This window comes from Demequina silvatica, from assembly GCF_000971215.1.
Lineage (GTDB): Bacteria > Actinomycetota > Actinomycetes > Actinomycetales > Demequinaceae > Demequina > Demequina silvatica.
Window position 1 is genome coordinate 92,852 of sequence record NZ_BBMA01000007.1, and the last position, 19,352, is coordinate 112,203.

General features: G+C 70.3%; 16 protein-coding genes. 8 read left to right on the top strand and 8 right to left on the bottom strand.

From position 1 onward, the window contains the following. Positions 1 to 345: 345 nt before the first annotated feature. The 5 genes from AOM05_RS10995 to AOM05_RS11015 form a co-directional block, all read right to left on the bottom strand. Positions 346 to 1,074: an ABC transporter ATP-binding protein gene (locus AOM05_RS10995; RefSeq protein ID WP_062522198.1), complete on the bottom strand. Its 729-nt coding sequence runs from the start codon at positions 1,072 to 1,074 to the stop codon at positions 346 to 348. Next, positions 1,071 to 1,922 (bottom strand): ABC transporter ATP-binding protein, encoded by an 852-nt coding sequence (locus tag AOM05_RS11000; RefSeq protein ID WP_062522200.1) that lies wholly within the window; start codon positions 1,920 to 1,922, stop codon positions 1,071 to 1,073. The genes AOM05_RS10995 and AOM05_RS11000 overlap by 4 nt, the downstream gene beginning before the upstream one ends. After that, positions 1,922 to 2,890 carry a branched-chain amino acid ABC transporter permease gene (locus AOM05_RS11005; protein ID WP_062522202.1) on the bottom strand — a complete coding sequence of 323 codons (969 nt, stop codon included), beginning with the start codon at positions 2,888 to 2,890 and terminating at the stop codon, positions 1,922 to 1,924. Before AOM05_RS11005 ends, AOM05_RS11000 begins: the two co-directional genes overlap by 1 nt. Before the next feature lie 38 nt (positions 2,891 to 2,928). Continuing rightward, the gene (locus AOM05_RS11010) at positions 2,929 to 3,972 is read right to left on the bottom strand and encodes a branched-chain amino acid ABC transporter permease (protein ID WP_062522203.1); all 1,044 of its coding nucleotides are present in this window, start codon (positions 3,970 to 3,972) and stop codon (positions 2,929 to 2,931) included. A gap of 81 nt (positions 3,973 to 4,053) precedes the next feature. Then, positions 4,054 to 4,464, bottom strand: a complete 411-nt coding sequence (locus AOM05_RS11015; RefSeq protein ID WP_062522205.1) for a PaaI family thioesterase — start codon at positions 4,462 to 4,464, stop codon at positions 4,054 to 4,056. Between AOM05_RS11015 and polA the strand changes: the two genes are divergently transcribed. The 7 genes from polA (at position 4,463) to AOM05_RS11050 (ending at position 14,526) form a co-directional block, all read left to right on the top strand. Next, positions 4,463 to 7,144: a DNA polymerase I gene (polA, locus tag AOM05_RS11020; RefSeq protein WP_062522207.1), complete on the top strand. Its 2,682-nt coding sequence runs from the start codon at positions 4,463 to 4,465 to the stop codon at positions 7,142 to 7,144. The genes AOM05_RS11015 and polA overlap by 2 nt on opposite strands. A gap of 10 nt (positions 7,145 to 7,154) precedes the next feature. Beyond that, positions 7,155 to 8,177, top strand: coding sequence for a 6-phosphofructokinase (locus AOM05_RS11025; RefSeq protein ID WP_062522209.1), 1,023 nt, complete (start codon positions 7,155 to 7,157; stop codon positions 8,175 to 8,177). A 176-nt stretch (positions 8,178 to 8,353) separates the two neighbouring features. Beyond that, a complete protein-coding gene (rpsA, locus tag AOM05_RS11030; RefSeq protein WP_062292157.1) occupies positions 8,354 to 9,853 on the top strand; it encodes a 30S ribosomal protein S1 in 1,500 nt (499 codons plus the stop codon). Between the two features lie 100 nt (positions 9,854 to 9,953). Continuing rightward, positions 9,954 to 10,547, top strand: a complete 594-nt coding sequence (gene coaE / locus AOM05_RS11035) for a dephospho-CoA kinase (RefSeq protein ID WP_062522211.1) — start codon at positions 9,954 to 9,956, stop codon at positions 10,545 to 10,547. A gap of 42 nt (positions 10,548 to 10,589) precedes the next feature. Further along, positions 10,590 to 12,656, top strand: coding sequence for an excinuclease ABC subunit UvrB (gene uvrB, locus AOM05_RS11040; RefSeq protein ID WP_062522213.1), 2,067 nt, complete (start codon positions 10,590 to 10,592; stop codon positions 12,654 to 12,656). A gap of 58 nt (positions 12,657 to 12,714) precedes the next feature. Then, positions 12,715 to 13,749: a TerC family protein gene (locus AOM05_RS11045; protein WP_062522215.1), complete on the top strand. Its 1,035-nt coding sequence runs from the start codon at positions 12,715 to 12,717 to the stop codon at positions 13,747 to 13,749. A 117-nt stretch (positions 13,750 to 13,866) separates the two neighbouring features. Beyond that, positions 13,867 to 14,526, top strand: coding sequence for a thermonuclease family protein (locus AOM05_RS11050; protein WP_062522217.1), 660 nt, complete (start codon positions 13,867 to 13,869; stop codon positions 14,524 to 14,526). Positions 14,527 to 14,538: 12 nt separating this feature from the next. On the opposite strand, the gene AOM05_RS11055 is transcribed toward AOM05_RS11050, so the two are convergent. The 3 genes from AOM05_RS11055 to AOM05_RS11065 all read right to left on the bottom strand — a co-directional run bounded on the left by AOM05_RS11055 (position 14,539) and on the right by AOM05_RS11065 (position 16,393). Then, positions 14,539 to 14,823: a YciI family protein gene (locus AOM05_RS11055; RefSeq protein ID WP_062522220.1), complete on the bottom strand. Its 285-nt coding sequence runs from the start codon at positions 14,821 to 14,823 to the stop codon at positions 14,539 to 14,541. 76 nt (positions 14,824 to 14,899) lie between these two features. Next, a complete protein-coding gene (locus AOM05_RS11060) occupies positions 14,900 to 15,649 on the bottom strand; it encodes a hypothetical protein (RefSeq protein WP_062522222.1) in 750 nt (249 codons plus the stop codon). A gap of 9 nt (positions 15,650 to 15,658) precedes the next feature. After that, the gene (locus AOM05_RS11065) at positions 15,659 to 16,393 is read right to left on the bottom strand and encodes a hypothetical protein (protein WP_062522224.1); all 735 of its coding nucleotides are present in this window, start codon (positions 16,391 to 16,393) and stop codon (positions 15,659 to 15,661) included. A gap of 102 nt (positions 16,394 to 16,495) precedes the next feature. Here AOM05_RS11065 and uvrA point away from each other — a divergent pair, with 102 nt between their 5' ends. Next, positions 16,496 to 19,336 carry an excinuclease ABC subunit UvrA gene (uvrA, locus tag AOM05_RS11070; protein ID WP_062522227.1) on the top strand — a complete coding sequence of 947 codons (2,841 nt, stop codon included), beginning with the start codon at positions 16,496 to 16,498 and terminating at the stop codon, positions 19,334 to 19,336. Positions 19,337 to 19,352 lie beyond the last annotated feature (16 nt).

Sequence of the window (19,352 nt, forward strand, 5' to 3'; positions counted from 1 at the left end):
TGAGACACACTCTCGGAAGAGCCCCGGCCCTCGTGGTCGGGGCTCTTCTGTGCTGTGGGGTGCCGGGATTGCCGGCCTGCTCCGGCGGGCGATCCTGCATGCAGGCTACTTACGGCTACCGTCCTGCATGCATGCGGCCGCTCTCCTGGATGCAGGACCGGCGAGCGAGTCCTCCTGCATCGCCGACCGCGTGCGGCGCCCTCCCGCGACCGGCCGGCCTGAGGCGCGCGACGCCTCGGCGCGTGTCCGCACCCACCCGGCCGCCGCATCGTCCCCCATCCACCCCAAGGGACGCCGAAGGCCCCGACCCCCACGAAGGGGAGCCGGGGCCTCGGGAGAAGCGGGTCAGGCGCCGAGCGTGCCCAGGTACAGCTCGATGACCTTGGGGTCCTTGAGCAGCTCCTGGCCGGTCGCCGTGTAGGCGGACGTGCCCTGGTCGAGCACGTAGCCGCGGTCGCAGATCTGCAGGCAGCGGCGGGCGTTCTGCTCGACCATGATGACGGTGACGCCGGTCTTGTTGATCTCGCGCGTGCGGACGAACGTCTCGTCCTGACGGGCGGGGGAGAGGCCGGCGCTGGGCTCGTCGAGCAGCAGCACGTGCGGGTCCATCATGAGCGCGCGGGCCATGGCGACCATCTGGCGCTCGCCGCCGGACAGGGATCCGGCGCGCTGGTTCTTGCGCTGGATGAGCACGGGGAACAGGTCCCCGATACGCGCGAGCTGCTTCTTGAAGTTCTTGTGCGCCTGGTACGCGCCCATCTCGAGGTTCTCCTCGATGGTGAGCGACGGGAACACGTTGTTGGTCTGCGGGACGAACCCGACGCCACGCTTCACCAGCTCGTCGGCGCGGAGGTTGGTGATGTCCTCGCCGCCGAGCGTGACCGAGCCGTCGCGCACCGGGACCAGGCCGAACAGCGCCTTGAGGAAGGTCGACTTGCCGGCGCCGTTGGGGCCGATGATGCCGATCAGCTCGCCCTCCTTCACCTCCATCGAGCATCCGTTGAGGATGTTGATGCCCGGCAGGTAGCCGGCGATGAGGTTGTCCGCGTCGAGGATCACGGGCTTGTCGTTCATTCGTCGTCCTCCAGCGTGAGCTCGGACAGGTCGGTGTCGTGGTGGGCGCCCAGGTAGGCGTCCTGCACCGCGGGGTTGGCCATGACGGTGCCGGCGGGGCCCTCGGCGATGATCCTGCCCTCGGCCATCACCACCACCCAGTCGGAGATGCGGCGCACCATGTGCATGTCGTGCTCGACGAAGAGCACGGTCATGCCGTCCTCCTTGAGCTCGACGATGTGGTCGAGGAGCGACTCGGTCAGCGCGGGGTTCACTCCGGCCATCGGCTCGTCGAGCATCACCATGGTGGGCTTGGACATGAGGGCGCGCGCCATCTCGAGGAGCTTGCGCTGGCCGCCGGACAGCGAGCCGGCGTAGTCGTCGCGCTTCTCGTAGAGCTTGAAGCGGTGCAGAAGGTCGTGCGCCTGCTCCGTGATCTCCCGCTCGCGGGCCTTCCACAGCGGCGGCGCGAACGCGCGCAGCAGGTTCTCGCCCGGCTGCTCCTGCGCGCCCAGGCGCATGTTCTCGATGACCGTCATGCGGCTGAGCGCCTTGGTCAGCTGGAACGTGCGGACCATGCCCGCGCGCGCCACCTTCGCCGGCGCCATGCCGCGCAGCGGCTTGCCGTTGAACTGGCCCTCGCCCTCCTGCGCGTGGTCGAAGCCGGTGAGCAGGTTGAAGAACGTGGACTTGCCGGCGCCGTTGGGGCCGATCAGCGCGGTGATGGTGTTGCGCTGGACCTCGAAGTGGTCCACCTTCACCGCGGTGAGGCCGCCGAAGCGGCGGGTGACGCCTTCGGCGATGAGGATCGGGTCGGGCTTGGCGGCGCCCGGCTCGTGGGGGACGGAGACGAATGCGGTGTCAGCCATCAGAACGCCAGCTCCTTCTTGTTGCCGAGCACACCCTGCGGGCGGAACACCACCAGCAGCATGAGCGTCACGCCGACGAGCACGAGCGAGAAGGGCTCGAGCTCCGTGGGGGCGAGCACGTCGGACGGGATGAACGCGGAGGCGAGGCTCTTCACCAGCGTCAGCGAGGACCAGAAGAGGATCGAGCCGAGCACGGGACCGAACACGGTCGCCGCGCCGCCGAGCAGCAGCAGGGTCCACAGCCAGAAGGTGGTGGGACGTCCCATCGAGTCCGGCTGGACCGAGTTGCCCAGCGCCCACGTGATGCCGCCCAGCGCGCCGATGACGCCACCGATGATGAGCGCCTGCATCTTGTACGAGTAGACGTTCTTGCCGAGCGACCGCACGGCGTCCTCGTCCTCGCGGATGCCCTTGAGCACGCGGCCCCAGGGAGAGTTCGCCAGGCGCCAGAACAGGCCGGCGCACAGCAGCACGATGCCCCAGGTCACGGCGGTCAGCCACCACGACGACGAGCGCGAGCCGTGCATCGAGAACGGGCCGATGTTGACGATCGCGTCGGGGAACGGCGAGAGCTCCTCGAACGGCGCCTTGTAGTCCGAGCCGCGGATGCCGCTGGAGGCGCCGGTGAGCCCCTGGAGGCTCTGCGAGCGTCCCAGGAAGCGCACCATCTCCGCGGCGGCGATGGTGACGATCGCGAGATAGTCGCCGCGCAGCTTCAGGGTGGGCCAGCCGAGCAGCACCGCGAACACCGCCGCGGCCGCGAGGCCCACGAGGATCGCGATCCAGATGGGCCAGCCCTGCTGGATGGAGATGGCGAAGCCGTACATGCCCAGGAGCATGAAGCCCGCCTGGCCCATGTTGAGGAGGCCGGTGAGGCCGAAGTGGAAGTTGAGACCGATCGCGGCGAGCGCGAAGGCGGCCGTCGACGGCGCGATGGCCGTCCGGAGCACGTCGAAGAGGATGTCCATGTCAGCCGACCCTTTCCGCCTTGCCGAGGATGTCCATGTCAGCCGACCCTTTCCGCCTTGCCGAGGATGCCCTGCGGGCGGACCAGCAGCACGATGATGAGGATGCCCAGCGCGGTCGCGAACTTGAGGTCCGGCGGGAGCCACACGGTCGACACCTCCGCGACGACGCCGATGATGAGCGACCCGACGAGCGCGCCGTACGGGTGGCCGAGGCCGCCCAGCGTGACCGCAGCGAACATCATCATGAGCAGCTTGGTGCCGTCGTCGAAGCCGATGCCCTGCTGGTACAGCGCGAGCAGGATGCCGCCGAGGGCGGCGAGGCCGGCGGCCATCATCCAGACGATGCGGATGATCGAGTCGACCTTGATGCCGGAGGCCGATGCGAGGGCCGGGTTGTCGGACACGGCACGGGTGGCGCGGCCCAGGCGGGTGCGCTGGAGGAAGAACGCGACACCCAGCAGGGCCACGATCGCGATGGCCATCGAGATCAGCGTGACGTTGCCCACCGAGATGGGGCCGTACTGGACGCGCGGGTCGATCGAGGTCACCAGGCGCACCGGGCGGCCACCCATCCACCATTGGATGAAGTTGACCAGGGCGAGCGAGAGGCCGATCGAGACGATCATCTGCTGGATCATCGCGACCCGGCGGCGACGCAGCTGGCTCCAGATGATCTTGTCCTGCACCCATCCGAAGAACGTCGCGATCGCGATGCCCACAGGCGCGGCGATCCAGAACGGCCACGCGATGGTGAACTCGAACGGCAGCAGCGGGAAGGACACCGCCTGCGGGGTGGCGAGGAAGTAGGTGATCATCGCGCCGAACGTCACCATCTCGCCGTGAGCGAAGTTGCTCAGGCCGGTGGTGCCGTAGATAAGCGAAAGGCCCACTGACGCGAGTGCGAGCAGCAGGCCGAAGACGATCCCGTTGAACAGGTTCTGGATGAGGAGGTTGGTCCCACCGGTGGTGGCCACGGTGGTCACGGCCTCCGTCTCGGTGGCGGCTTCCGCCGTCCCTCCCATGGATAGGATCGCGGTGATTCCCACCGCCGCGACCACGAAGACGAGCGCTGCACGCAGCATCGCTCGTCGGTCAAGAGTTGCCAACACGGGGCCCCCTCCAAGGTCAAGGTTGCGGGTCAACCTACCCGAGCGATGTTTCGGTTATGTGGCACGGCGCGGTCGAATCGCGCACGTCAGGCGCGCCACGGCGACCGTGGCGTCCGATTCGTCCGTGATTGTCACGGCGTACGACGCGATCGTGCGTCCGCGGTGGATCGCGGTCGCCGTGCCGATGACGGTGCCCTCGCGCATGCCGCGCACGTGCGTGATGTTGAGGTCCACGCCCACGGCGATGCCGTCCGGGCCGGCATGCGCCGCGGCCGCGAGGGAGCCCAGCGTCTCCGCGAGCACGGCGGACGCGCCGCCGTGGAGGAGGCCGTAGGGTTGCGTGTTGCCCTCGACGGGCATGGACCCGACCGCGCTGTCGGGGGTGACCGTCATGATGGAGATGCCCATCCGGCTGATGAGGCCGCCCTCGGGCAGCGGCGGCAGGGCGACGTCGGCGTCAGACATGGAAGATAGGTTGGCACCTGTGAGCGAATCCACCAAGGGAACACTCCTGCTGGTCGACGGATTGTCGATGGCGTTCCGCGCCTTCTTCGGGCTTCCGGTCGAGAACTTCGCGACGTCCACGGGCGTCCCCACCAACGCGGTGTACGGCTTCACGTCCATGCTGGCGACGCTGATGAAGGACAACCAGCCCACCCACCTCGCGGTGGCGTTCGACCTGCCCGGCGGCACGTTCCGCACCGAGCGCCTGCCTTCCTACAAGGGCACGCGCGACGAGACCCCGCCGGAGTTCGAGCCGCAGGTGCCGCTGATCCGCGAGGTGCTGGGCGCGCTCGGCGTCGCCGCGGTCGACAAGCCGCGCTTCGAGGCCGACGACCTCCTCGCGACGTACGCGCGGATGGGGCGCGAAGCGGGGCTGCGGGTGCTGGTGGTCTCCGGCGACCGCGACACCATCCAGCTGGTCAACGAGGACGTGACGCTGCTGTACCCGCGCAAGGGCGTCTCCGACCTGGTGCGCTTCACGCCGGAGGCGGTCCAGGAGAAGTACGGCGTGGCGCCGCACCAGTACCCGGACATGGCCGCGCTCGTCGGCGAGACCAGCGACAACCTTCCCGGCGTCCCCGGCGTGGGACCCAAGACCGCCGCGAAGTGGATCGGCACCTACGGCGGGCTCGCCGGCATCCTCGAGCGCGCCGACGACGTGCCCGGCAAGGCGGGCGAGAGCCTGCGCGCCCACGCGGACCAGGTCCGCCTCAACCGCGAGCTCAACCACCTGCTCACCGACCTCGAGGTCGCGGTCCCTCTCGAGGACCTCGAGTACCGGGGAGGGGACTCCGCCGCGATCCACCAGGTCTGCGATGCGCTGCAGTTCCGCACGCTGCGCGACCGCCTGCTGCCGTGGGCCGTCGCGGGGGAGACCGCGGAGGCACCCACCGAGACGGCCGCCGTCGTGGTCCGCACCGAGGGCGCCGTCGAGGCCATCACGGCGATGGCGGGCCCCGTCGCCGTCCACGTCGAGGGCCGCGGCGGAGCGGAGGCCGATGCCTGGGCCCTGGGCGTCGCGGACGCCGCCGACGCCGCGTGGGGGGTGGACCTCGCCGGGCTCGGCCCGCAGCAGGAGGCCGCGCTGACGGCCTGGCTCGCCGACCCGTCCGTGCCCAAGGTGCTGCACGCGGCCAAGGACGGCTGGCACGCCCTCCAGGCCCGCGGCTGGGACCTGAACGGCATCGAGGGCGACACCCAGATCGCCGCCTTCCTGGTCAACCCCGACCAGCGCGGCTTCGACCTCGAGCAGATCCTGCAGCGCCACATGGGGCTCACGCTCGCCTCGGCGGCCGCCGCGGGGGAGCTGGACCTGGGTCTCGGCGGCTCGGCGGCGGAGGAGGCCGGCGAGCGTGCCGCCCACGTGCGCGCCCTCGCGGCGGTGCTCGACCCGATGGTGGCGGAGCGCGGCATGGCCGACCTCTACCGCGACCTTGAGATCCCGCTCGTCACGGTGCTCGCGGGCATGGAGCACGCCGGCATGGCCGTCGACCGCGCGCACCTCGCGGGCCTCGCGGACGAGGCGCGGGCGCGCGCGGAGCGCGCCGCCGAGGAGGCGTACGCGGCCATCGGCGGGGAGCAGGTCAACCTGGGCTCCCCCAAGCAGCTCCAGGAGGTGCTGTTCGACCGCCTGGGCATGCCCAAGACCAAGAAGATCAAGACGGGCTACACCACGGACGCCGCGTCCCTCCACGACCTCAACGAGAAGTCGCCCCACCCGTTCCTCACCGCGCTGCTCGCGCATCGCGACGCGACCAAGCTGTCGCAGATCATCGAGACCCTCGCGCAGGCGGTGCAGCCCGACGGGCGCATCCACACCACGTTCTCTCAGGTGGTCGCGTCCACCGGGCGCCTCAGCTCGAAGGACCCCAACCTGCAGAACATCCCGATCCGCACCCCGGAGGGGCACCGCATCCGCGAGTCCTTCGTGGTGGGCGAGGGGTTCGAGACGCTGGTGACGGCGGACTACTCGCAGATCGAGATGCGCATCATGGCGCACCTGTCGGGCGACGCGGGCCTCATCGAGGCGTTCGCGGCGGGGGAGGACCTGCACCGGTTCGTGGGCTCCCGGGTCTACGGCGTCGCGCCCGAGGACGTCACGCCGGAGATGCGTTCGCACGTCAAGGCGATGTCCTACGGGCTCGCGTACGGGCTGTCGACCTTCGGGCTGTCGCGGCAGCTCGGCATCCCCGTCAACGCCGCGCAGGCGCTCGTCGACGACTACTACGCGCGCTTCCGCGGCGTGCGCGAGTACCTCGACGCGGTGGTGGAGAAGGCGCGTGTCGACGGTTACACCGAGACCATCTTCGGCCGCCGCCGCTACATGCCCGACCTCACCTCGTCCAACCGCCAGCGCCGCGAGATCGCGGAGCGCGTCGCGCTCAACGCGCCCATCCAGGGCTCCGCGGCTGACCTCATCAAGCGCGCGATGCTCGGCGTCGAGGCCCGTCTCAGGGACGAAGGTCTGGCATCCCGCCAGGTACTTCAGGTGCATGATGAACTCGTGGTCGAGACAGCCCCCGGTGAACGCGAGGCGGTCGAGTCCATCCTCCGAGAGGAGATGCGCGCCGCCGGCGACCTCAGCGTCCCTCTCGATGTCAACGTCGGAACGGGCGGTGACTGGCGCACCGCCGGACACTAGGGTTGGTGCCATGCGAATCGGTCTACTCACGGGCGGCGGGGACTGCCCCGGTCTGAATGCTGCGATCAGGGCGGTGGTGAAGAGGGGCACCTCGGAGCTCGGCTGCTCGATCGTCGGGTTCAACAACGGCTGGCAAGGGGTGATCGACGGCGACGCGCGACCGCTCACCCGCGACGACGTCTCGGGCATCCTCGTCCACGGCGGCACCATGCTCGGCACGGCCCGCTGCCACCCTCACAAGGTCGAGGGCGGCATGGAGGCGGTGCAGGAGACCTTCGAGAACGAGAAGCTCGACGGCTTCATCTGCATCGGCGGCGACGGCACGCTCAAGGCCGCGGGCAAGGTCTCGAAGGCGCTCGGCGTCCCCGTGATCGGCATCCCGAAGACCATCGACAACGACGTGGTCGGGACGGACGCCGCGATCGGCTTCGACACCGCAGTCTCGATCGCCACCGAGGCCATCGACCGCCTCCACTCCACCGCCGAGTCGCACAACCGCGTCATGGTGGTCGAGCTCATGGGCCGCCACTCCGGCTGGATCGCGGTCACCGCGGGCATCGCGGGCGGCGCGGACATCATCCTCGCGCCCGAGGAGCCGTTCGACATCGACGTGATCGCCAAGCGCATCAAGCACCGTCACCGCTACAAGAACTTCTCGATCGTCGCCGTCGCGGAGGGCGCGATCCCCGCCGAGGGCTCCAACTGGACCGGCAAGGACACGCTGGACGCCAAGGGCAACCCCATCGCCGGGTCGATCGGCCACGAGGTCACCAAGGCGATCGAGGCGGCCACCGGCTTCACCTCGCGCCTCACCACGCTCGGCTACGTCCAGCGCGGCGGCGTGCCGACCGCGGCGGACCGCCTGCTCGGCACCCGGATGGGTGTCGCGGCGATCGACGGGATCGTCGCAGGCGAGACCGACAAGTTCACCGCGCTCCAGGGCGAGCGGATCGTGCTCGAGCCGTTCGAGACCATGATGGGCAAGACCAAGTGGGTGCCCGACGAGCTGCTGATGGCGGCGCGGGGCCTCTAGGCACGGGCCCCTCCGGGGGACGATGCGCCGGCGACCAGGCACGTCCGGTCGCCGGCGCGCGTGTCCGCATTGCCCCGGGGCAGGGGAACGCGGTAGGATATCCGATGGTCTGGCGCGTCCGCGTGCCGTGGCCATCCCTATCCATACGATTCCCTGTCCACCGGAGCAACTCCTTAATGTCCGTTTCCACCCCCGAGTCCGCAATCGCCGTCAACGACATCGGCACCGCTGAGGATTTCCTCGCTGCCGTCGACGCGACCATCAAGAACTTCGACGACGGTGACCTCGTCGAGGGCACCATCGTCAAGGTCGACCGTGACGAGGTCCTCCTCGACATCGGCTACAAGACCGAGGGTGTCATCCCCTCGCGCGAGCTTTCGATCCGCCACGACGCCAACCCGGATGAGGTCGTCAACGTCGGCGACACCGTCGAGGCGCTCGTCCTCACCAAGGAGGACAAGGAGGGTCGCCTGATCCTCTCGAAGAAGCGTGCGCAGTACGAGCGCGCGTGGGGCTCGATCGAGAAGATCAAGGAGGAGGACGGCGTCGTCTCCGGCACCGTCATCGAGGTCGTCAAGGGCGGCCTGATCGTGGACATCGGTCTCCGCGGCTTCCTCCCGGCCTCGCTCGTCGAGATGCGCCGCGTGCGCGACCTCGCGCCCTACATCGGCCAGTCCATCGAGGCGAAGATCATCGAGCTCGACAAGAACCGCAACAACGTGGTCCTGTCGCGCCGTGCCTTCCTCGAGCAGACGCAGTCCGAGGTGCGCTCGTCGTTCCTCACCGCGCTCGCGCCGGGCCAGGTCCGCAAGGGTGTCGTCTCCTCGATCGTCAACTTCGGCGCGTTCGTCGACCTCGGCGGCGTGGACGGCCTCGTGCACGTCTCCGAGCTGTCGTGGAAGCACATCGACCACCCGTCCGAGGTCGTCTCGGTCGGCCAGGAGGTCGAGGTCGAGGTCCTCACCGTCGAGATGGACCGCGAGCGTGTCTCGCTGTCCCTCAAGGCGACGCAGGAGGACCCGTGGGCGGTCTACGCCCGCACCCACGCGATCGGTCAGATCGTCCCGGGCAAGGTCACCAAGCTCGTCCCGTTCGGCGCGTTCGTCCGCGTCTACGAGGGCATCGAGGGCCTGGTGCACATCTCCGAGCTGGCGACCCGCCACGTCGAGCTGCCCGAGCAGGTCGTCTCGGCCGACGAGGACGTCTTCGTCAAGATCATCGACATCGACCTCGAGCGTCGTCGCATCTCGCTCTCCATCAAGCAGGCGAACGAGGGCGTGGACCCGCAGGGCGAGGACTTCGACCCCGCGCTCTACGGCATGACCGCCGAGTACGACGCTCAGGGCAACTACAAGTACCCCGAGGGCTTCGACCCGGAGACCCAGGAGTGGCGCGAGGGCTTCGAGTCCGAGCGCGAGGCCTGGGAGGCCGAGTACGCCAAGGCGCACGAGCGCTGGGAGGCGCACAAGGCGTTCGTCGCGAAGCAGGACGCGCAGGCCGCCGAGGCCGAGGCGACCGCTCCCGCGGCGTCCTCCTCGTCCGCTCCCCGCAAGGGCGGCCGCAAGGCCGACGGCCCGACCTCGTACTCGTCGCACGACGAGACGTCGGCGGACCAGGGCACCCTCGCCTCGGACGAGCGCCTCGCCGCTCTCCGCGAGAAGCTCACGGGCAACTAAGCACCGCACGCTCACGAAGGCCGTCACCCCTCCGGGGGTGGCGGCCTTCGTCGCGTCAGGGCCGGGTGGCGGCCGTCGGAGCGGCATGCTTGACTGCGGTGTGCTTCGCATCGGCCTCACCGGGGGGATCGCCTCGGGCAAATCCACCGCCTCCGCGCGCTTCCGCGAGCTGGGCGCGCGCGTGGTCGACCACGACGAGCTCGCGCGCCGCGCCGTCGAGCCCGGCTCCGCGGCGCTGGTGGACATCGCGTCGGAGTTCGGCGACCGCGTGATCGCGGACGGCGCGCTCGATCGCCGCGCCCTCGCCGGGATCGTGTTCCGTGACGAGGGGGCCCGCCGGCGCCTCAACGCGATCGTGCACCCGTACGTCTTCGCGATGGGCGCGGCCGCGGACCGCCAGGCGCGGCGCGACGGCGTCGACGTGATCGTGCACGACATCCCGCTGCTGGTCGAGAGCGGGCAGGGTCCCGACTTCGACCTGGTGGTGACGGTCGCCGCGCCCGAGGATGCGCGCGTCGCGCGCATGGTGGCCACGCGGGGGATGACGGAGGACGATGCGCGGGCCAGGATCCGCGCGCAGGCGACGGACCCCGAGCGGGCCGCCTTGGCGGACGCCGTGCTGGACGGCTCCGGCACGGTCGAGCACCTGGCCTCCCAGGTGGACGGGTTCTGGCGGCTGAACGTCCCCAGGTGACCGCCGCATCGTCCTGTCGGACCCCCGGCGTACCGTAGTCGCATGAGCAGCCCCGACCTCCGCCGCAGCGAGGCGCCGTTCCAGGTGATCTCCGAGTACCAGCCTTCCGGCGACCAGCCGAAGGCGATCGATGACCTGGCGCGCCGCATCCAGGCGGGCGAGCGGGACGTGGTCCTGCTCGGCGCCACCGGCACCGGCAAGTCCGCGACCACGGCGTGGTTGGTGGAACGCCTCCAGCGGCCCACCCTGGTGATGGCGCACAACAAGACCCTCGCGGCGCAGCTCGCGAACGAGTTCCGCGACCTGCTGCCGAACAACGCCGTCGAGTACTTCGTCAGCTACTACGACTACTACCAGCCCGAGGCGTACGTCCCGCAGACGGACACCTTCATCGAGAAGGACTCCTCGATCAACGAGGAGGTCGAGCGGCTGCGCTACTCCGCCACCAACTCGCTGCTCACCAGGCGCGACGTGGTGGTGGTGTCGTCGGTGTCCTGCATCTACGGCCTCGGCACGCCCGAGGAGTACATCCAGGGCATGGTGACGCTCGCGGTCGGGGACGTGCTCGACCGCGACTCGCTGCTGCGGGAGTTCGTGCAGATGCAGTACTCGCGCAACGACCTCGCCTTCACGCGCGGCACGTTCCGCGTGCGCGGCGACACCATCGAGATCATCCCGGTCTACGAGGAGCTCGCGATCCGCATCGAGATGTTCGGGGACGAGGTCGAGGCGCTCTACACGCTCCACCCGCTCACCGGGCAGGTGGTGGAGAAGCGGACGCAGGCGCACATCTTCCCCGCGTCGCACTACGTCGCGAGCGAGCAGCGCATGAACGCGGCCATCTCCACCATCGAGATCGAGCTGGGGGAGCGGCTGCAGGAGCTCGAGCGGCAGAACAAGCTGCTCGAGGCGCAGCGGCTGAAGATGCGCACCACGTTCGACCTCGAGATGATGCGCTCGGTCGGGACGTGCTCGGGCATCGAGAACTACTCGCGGCACATCGAGCAGCGCGAGGCCGGCACCCCGCCGCACACGCTGCTCGACTATTTCCCCGACGACTTCCTGCTGGTGATCGACGAGTCGCACGTCACCGTGCCCCAGATCGGCGCGATGTACGAGGGCGACTCGTCGCGCAAGCGCACCCTGGTCGAGCACGGCTTCCGCCTGCCCTCGGCGCTCGACAACCGGCCGCTCAAGTGGCCGGAGTTCCAGGAGCGCGTGGGTCAGACGGTCTACCTCTCGGCGACGCCCGGCAGGTACGAGCTCGAGCGCGCGGACGGCGTGGTCGAGCAGATCATCCGCCCCACCGGCCTGGTCGACCCGGAGGTGGTGGTGAAGCCCACCGAGGGCCAGATCGACGACCTCTTGGAGTGCATCCGCGCGCGGGTCGAGAAGGACGAGCGCGTCCTGGTCACCACGCTCACCAAGAAGATGGCCGAGGACCTCACCGAGTATCTGGGCGACCGCGGCGTGCGGGTCGAGTACCTGCACTCGGACGTCGACACGCTGCGCCGCGTCGAGCTGCTGCGCGAGCTGCGCATGGGCCGCTACGACGTCCTGGTGGGCATCAACCTGCTGCGCGAGGGCCTCGACCTGCCCGAGGTGTCGCTCGTGTCCATCCTCGACGCGGACAAGGAGGGCTTCCTGCGCTCGGGGACGTCGCTCATCCAGACCATCGGGCGCGCGGCGCGCAACGTGTCCGGCGAGGTGCACATGTACGCGGACTCGATCACGGACTCGATGGCGTCCGCGATCGATGAGACCAACCGCCGCCGCGAGCTCCAGGTCGCGTACAACACCGAGAACGGGATCGACCCCCAGCCGCTCCGCAAGCGCATCGGCGACATCACCGAGATGCTCGCGCGCGAGGAGGCGGACACCGCGGACGCGCTCGCGCAGGCCAAGAAGGCGCCCACGCCGTCGACCGCCGGCGGCAAGCGCGCGCTGCTCGCGCAGCGTCCCGCGGAGGAGCTGTCGCAGCTGATCGAGGACCTGTCCGCGCAGATGCGCGAGGCGGCCGCGGACCTGCAGTTCGAGATCGCGGCGCGCCTGCGTGACGAGATCGGGGAGCTCAAGAAGGAGCTGCGCCAGATGATCAACGCCGGCTGAGCCCTCCCAGACGGGGGAGACGCCGGGGGCGCGCGGGGCGCGCCACTACGATGGGCGAGTGGAATCCGGCTTCGTCTGGGCGATCACCATCGCCGCCATCATCGCGCTGTTCGTCTTCGACTTCGTCGTGGTCGTGTCGAAGCCGCACGTCCCCACGTTCCGCGAGTCGGTGCGCTGGTCGCTGTTCTACATCGGGCTGGCGCTGGCGTTCGGCGCGTCGATGTACTGGTGGAACCTGCCGCACAAGGGCACCGAGTTCCTCGCGGGCTACATCACGGAGAAGTCGCTCTCGGTCGACAACCTGTTCGTCTTCCTCGTGATCCTCACCAGGTTCGCGGTGCCGCCCAAGCAGCGCCAGCGCGTACTGCTCATCGGCATCGCGATCGCGCTGGTCCTGCGCGGCATCTTCATCGCCGCGGGCGCCGCCGCGCTGTCCACGTTCTCGTGGGTGTTCTACATCTTCGGCGCGTTCCTGCTCTACACCGCGTGGCACCTCGCGCGCGAGGGCGAGAGCAACGACGAGGAGCCCGAGTACAAGGACAACCTGCTGGTTCGCACGGTGCGGCGCATCTGGCCGGTCACCGACGGCTACCGCGACGGCCACTTCACGGTCCGCGAGGCCGGCGTCCGGATGCTGACCCCGCTCGCGCTGGTGATCCTCGCGATCGGCGGCACGGACGTGCTCTTCGCGCTCGACTCGATCCCCGCGATCTTCGGCATCACGCAGGACCCGTACATCGTGTTCACGGCCAACGCGTTCGCGCTGCTGGGCCTGCGGCAGCTGTTCTTCCTGGTGGACGGGCTGCTGTCGCGCCTCATCTACCTGTCCTACGGACTCGCGCTGGTGCTCGGCTTCATCGGCGTCAAGCTGGTGCTCGAGGCGCTCCACCAGAACACCATCCCGTTCATCAACGGCGGCGAGCCCGTCGAGGTGTGGACCCCGTCCTCGGCCGTGTCGCTGCTGGTGATCCTGGTGATCCTCGGCGTCGCGGCCACCGCCAGCCTGCTGGTGACGCGCAAGCGCCACCGCGAGCACCTGCTGGCGCTGCAGAACGGCGAGGCGGCGGAGTCCGCAGAGGACGAGAAGGCCTAGCTGCCGCCCTGGTCACCACCCGCCGGTGTGTGCGGAACATCACGCCGCCGGTGGTCATCGGCGCGCACCTCCGCCGCCTACCCTGGTCCCGCATCAGCCGAGGGAAGCAGGTTCACCGTGCGTCGCACGCTCATCACCGCCATCATGATCGCCACCCTGGCGGTAGGGGCGTCCGCCGCGTCGGCCGCGCCCGCGGACGCGTCGCTGCATGCCGCGACCACCGTCACCACGGTGAAGCGGGTCGCGGAGGTCATCGACGGCGACACCGTGCGCCTCGCCAACGGCGCGCGCGTGCGCCTGATCGGCTTCGACACCCCCGAGCGAGGCCAGTGCGGCTACACGTCCGCCACCGCCAAGCTCACCCGCATGGTCGAGGGCAAGAAGGTCACGGTCATCAACCCCGCCAGCGTCAAGGACAGGGACGCGTACGGCCGCGCGCTGCGCACCATCAAGGTCGGCACCACCGACGTCGGCGCCGCCCAGATCCGCTCCGGCTACGCCAACGCGCGCTACGACTCCGTCGACGGCTACCAGTGGCACCCCCGGCAGAAGACATACCGCGCCCTCGACCGGCAGACGGCGCACAAGTGCGGCACCGCTGTCGACAGGAAGGGCGAGCCTGCCAAGACGAGCGGCTCGGGCACGAGCACCGACTCCATCAGCATCCCGTCCGGCTGGTACACCGACGCCACCTACCCGGGCTACACCGGCTGCCGGCAGGGCTACCCGGGCGGCAAGATCAACGGCGTCTACGTCTGGAAGCCGATCTCCTGCTGACGCGGTGACGCGTCAGGCCACCCAGGGCCCGCCAGCGGGCCACGCGCGCACCGAGTGCGACACCACCAGCCCGGCCTGCTGGTACGGGTCCGCGGTGAGCATCTGCTCGATCGCGTCCGCGCTCTCGGCCTCGAAGATCAGCAGCGCGCCGGGGTCGCCCGCGTCCTCGTAGCGGCTGAAGGCCTTCGCGACGCCGGCCTCGACCAGCGACATGATCCACGCGCGGTGGACCGGGCGCATCTGCTCGCGCTCGGCGGCGCGGTGGTCGTAGACGTAGTGGATCGCGAAGAGGCTCATGCGCCCATCCTGGCGGCTGGTGCGGGGAGACGATGCGCGGCGCGCCGGGCCCACGACCGTCGCCGGGCGCGGGGGTTCAGGCCGCGCCGGACTCGCTCGCCAGCTCGCGCAGCGCGGTGATGTGGCCGTAGTACGCCGAGCGGCCGCGCGACGTCGCGCGGATCCACACGCGGCGGCGCGGTCCGCGGAGCCATGGCTGCGGGAACGTCAGGTAGCCCGCCTCGCCGAGCGAGAGCAGCGCGCCGCGCATCTCGGGCGTGGGGGCGGGGTCGACCCTGCCCAGGAACTCCGCGTCGACCCTGCCGTCGACCGCGCACACCGCCGCCATGGTGGGGAGGCGTCCGGGCGCGCCGAGCACGGGGTCGAGCAGCACGAACCCGCCCCGCGGGACGTCGGGCGGGACGGCGCGGCGCCCGCCGACCGCCGTCAGCGCGAACAGCGTCACGCCACCGGTGATCGCGCACGCGATCGAGGCCCACCGGGGCGCCTCCGTCGCATCGAGCCAGATGGCGCTCGCCATGAAGGCGATCAGGGTCACCATGCTGAGCCACAGGTAGCGGCCGCGCACCGGCGCGGCGCCCGTCGAGACGCCGGTGAGCTGTCCGCGCGAGAGATCGAGCAGGATCAGGCAGAGGACCCACGCGGCGAACAGGTGGATCCCCCAGCCGTCGGGAACGTCCACGGTGCGTCCCAGGAGGAACCACCCGGCGAGGAGGAGCGCGAACGCCGCGGAGTGCCACAGCGGCGGCAGCGCCAGCCCCGCGGCCCGCTGCCTGACCTGCGCGTTCTCGGCGAGGGTCTCGGCGGGGTGGTCGTCGTGCTCCATGGCCGCAGGCTAGGGCACCGGCGTCGCGGAGGCTCGCAGCGCCGCGAGGTGGGAGTCGAAGGCCGCGATGCCCGCGGGCGTCGCGCGCAGCCAGATGCGCCCGCGGCCGAACGGCTGGTCCGGGTCGGTGAACTCGGCGTAGCCCGCGGCGACCAGGGGAGTGCACGCGGCTCCGGCCGCGGTGTCGGGGGCCTCGAGGGCATGCTCGACCGTGGGCGCCTCGAGGTGGCCACGGTACGAGGCGAGGACGCCGAGCAGCCGCAGCGCGAGCGGCTCCTCAAGCACGGCGTCGAGCAGGGGAGCAGCCGACGCGTCGGGGATCACCGGTCGCGCCGCCAGCCGAGCCCACCACAGGTGCAGCGCCAGGAGGACGATCGCGATGAAGGCGCCGAGCGCGATGCCGAGGCCGGGTTCGCGCTCGTTCCAGCCGAGCCAGAGGGCGGCGGCGAACGCGGGGAGGAGGAGCACCACGATCACGGCCGCGGGCCACGCCCAGGTGAGCAGCCCGCGCTGGCGCGGCCTGCTCGCGTCGCGGAGCTGGGCGAAGCTCGGCACGAACATCGCGGCGAGCGCGAGGAAGGCCCAGGCGGGAAACGTGCCGGACGCGTATGTGGCGAGGAACGCCCCGGTGCCGGCCGCGTTCGAGACCGCGCGCCACACGGGCGTCCGCACGCTCCCGGCGAGGCGCCCGCGCGCCCGCTCGATCCCGGCCAGCGCCGCCGCGGGCGTCTCCGCACTCTCCACGCTCGCAACCTAGCGTCACCGGGGCGCGCAACCCGCGCATCGTCGCCCCGACACGCGCGCTTCGAACGTGTGTTCGAAGCGATTTCCGCGTAGCATGGCCGGGTGAACGACCGTCTCCTCGTCCGCGGTGCGCGTGAGCACAACCTCAAGGGTGTCGACCTCGACCTTCCGCGCGACGCCCTCATCGTCTTCTCGGGGCTGTCCGGCTCGGGCAAGTCCTCGCTGGCCTTCGACACGATCTTCGCGGAGGGGCAGCGCCGCTACGTCGAGTCGCTGTCCGCGTACGCGCGCCAGTTCCTGGGCCAGATGGACAAGCCCGACGTCGACTTCATCGAGGGTCTGTCGCCGGCCGTCAGCATCGACCAGAAGTCCACCAACCGCAACCCGCGGTCCACGGTGGGCACCATCACCGAGGTCTACGACTACCTGCGCCTCCTCTACGCGCGCGTGGGCACCCCGCACTGCCCGGTCTGCGGCGAGCAGATCCAGGCGCAGACTCCGCAGCAGATCGTCGACTCGGTGCTCGCGCTGCCCGAGGGCACCCGCTACCAGGTGCTCGCGCCCGTGGTCCGCGGCCGCAAGGGCGAGTACCAGGACCTCTTCGAGGACCTCCAGCAGCAGGGCTTCGCGCGCGCCCGCGTCGACGGCGAGACCGTGCAGCTCACCGAGCCGCCGCAGCTCGAGAAGAAGCTCAAGCACGACATCGAGGTGGTGGTGGACCGCCTGGTCGCCCGCGACGGCGTGCGCCAGCGCCTCACCGACTCGGTGGAGACGGCGCTGCGGATCGCGGACGGCCTGGTCATCATCGACCCCGTCGACGGTGACATCGAGCCGCGCCGCTACTCCGAGAAGCGCGCGTGCCCCAACGACCACGTCCTCACGCTCGAGGAGATGGAGCCCCGCACCTTCTCCTTCAACGCCCCGTACGGCGCGTGCCCGCAGTGCACCGGCATCGGGATCAAGCTCGAGGTGGACCCCGACCTGGTGATCCCGGACCGCGACCTCTCGCTACGGGAGGGCGCGGTGGCCCCGTGGGCCGCGACCAGCTCCGACTACTTCACGCGGACCCTCACCGCGCTGGCGGACGACCTGGGCTTCGACATGAAGACCCCGTGGCGGCACCTGCCCAAGGAGGCGCAGAACGCGATCCTCACGGGCAAGGACTACCAGGTCCACGTCCGCTTCAAGAACCGTTACGGCCGCGAGCGGCAGTACACCACCGGCTTCGAGGGCGTCATCACCTGGATCGAGCGCCTGCACGAGCAGACCGAGTCCGAGTGGTCGCGCGAGAAGTACGAGTCCTACATGCGCGAGGTGCCGTGCCCCGTGTGCAAGGGAGCGCGCCTCAAGCCCGAGGTGCTGTCCGTCACCATCGGCGACAAGTCCATCGCCGAGGTCTGCGAGCTGTCCATCGCGGACGCGCGCGACTTCCTGGTAACCGCCGAGCTCGACGAGCGCGGCCGCCACATCGCCGTCCAGGTGCTCAAGGAGATCGACGCGCGCCTGGGGTTCCTGCTCGACGTGGGCCTCGACTACCTCACGCTGGCCCGCGCGGCCGGCACGCTGTCCGGCGGCGAGGCGCAGCGCATCCGCCTCGCCACCCAGATCGGGTCGGGCCTGGTGGGCGTGCTGTACGTGCTCGACGAGCCGTCGATCGGCCTGCACCAGCGCGACAACCGCCGCCTCATCGACACCCTCACGCGCCTGCGCGACCTGGGCAACACGCTCATCGTGGTCGAGCACGACGAGGACACCATCCGCACCGCGGACTGGGTGGTCGACATCGGCCCCGGCGCCGGCGAGCACGGGGGAGAGGTGGTCCACTCGGGCACCTACGAGGAGCTCCTCGCCAACGAGCGCTCGGTCACGGGCGCGTACGTCGCCGGCCGCCGTCGCATCGAGCTGCCCGAGTCCCGCCGCGCGGTGGACCCCAAGCGCGAGATCACCGTGGTGGGCGCGCGCGAGCACAACCTGCGCGACATCGACGTGAGCTTCCCGCTGGGCGTCCTCACCTCGGTGACTGGCGTGTCCGGTTCCGGCAAGTCGACGCTGGTGAACTCGATCCTCTACACGTCCCTCGCGAACACGCTCAACGGCGCCCGCCAGGTCGCCGGCCGCCACACCCGGATCACGGGCGTCGACCAGCTCGACAAGATCGTGCACGTGGACCAGGGGCCCATCGGCCGCACCCCGCGCTCGAACCCCGCGACCTACACGGGCGTGTGGGACAAGGTGCGCAAGCTGTTCGCGGACACCCAGGAGGCGAAGGTCCGCGGCTACGGCCCCGGCCGGTTCTCCTTCAACGTCAAGGGCGGACGCTGCGAGGCGTGCGCGGGCGACGGCACGCTCAAGATCGAGATGAACTTCCTCCCCGACGTGTACGTCCCGTGCGAGGTGTGCAAGGGGGCGCGGTACAACCGCGAGACCCTCGAGGTGCACTTCAAGGGCAAGAACGTGGCCGACGTGCTCGACATGCCCATCGAGGAGGCCGCCCACTTCTTCGAGGCGATCCCCTCGATCGCGCGTCACCTCACCACGCTGGTCGAGGTGGGCCTCGGCTACGTGCGCCTGGGCCAGCCCGCGCCCACGCTGTCGGGCGGCGAGGCGCAGCGCGTCAAGCTCGCCTCCGAGCTGCAGCGCCGCTCCACCGGCCGCACCATCTACGTGCTCGACGAGCCCACCACGGGCCTGCACTTCGAGGACGTGCGCAAGCTGCTCGGCGTGCTGCAGGGCCTGGTCGAGAAGGGCAACACGGTCATCGTGATCGAGCACAACCTCGACGTCATCAAGTCCTCCGACTGGGTCATCGACATGGGCCCCGAGGGCGGCTCGGGCGGCGGCACGGTGATCGCGGAGGGCACGCCGGAGGAGGTCGCCGGCGCGGAGGGCTCCCACACGGGCGCGTTCCTCGCGGAGATCCTCGGCGCACCGGCGCGCGCCTGATCCGTAGGCTGGCGAC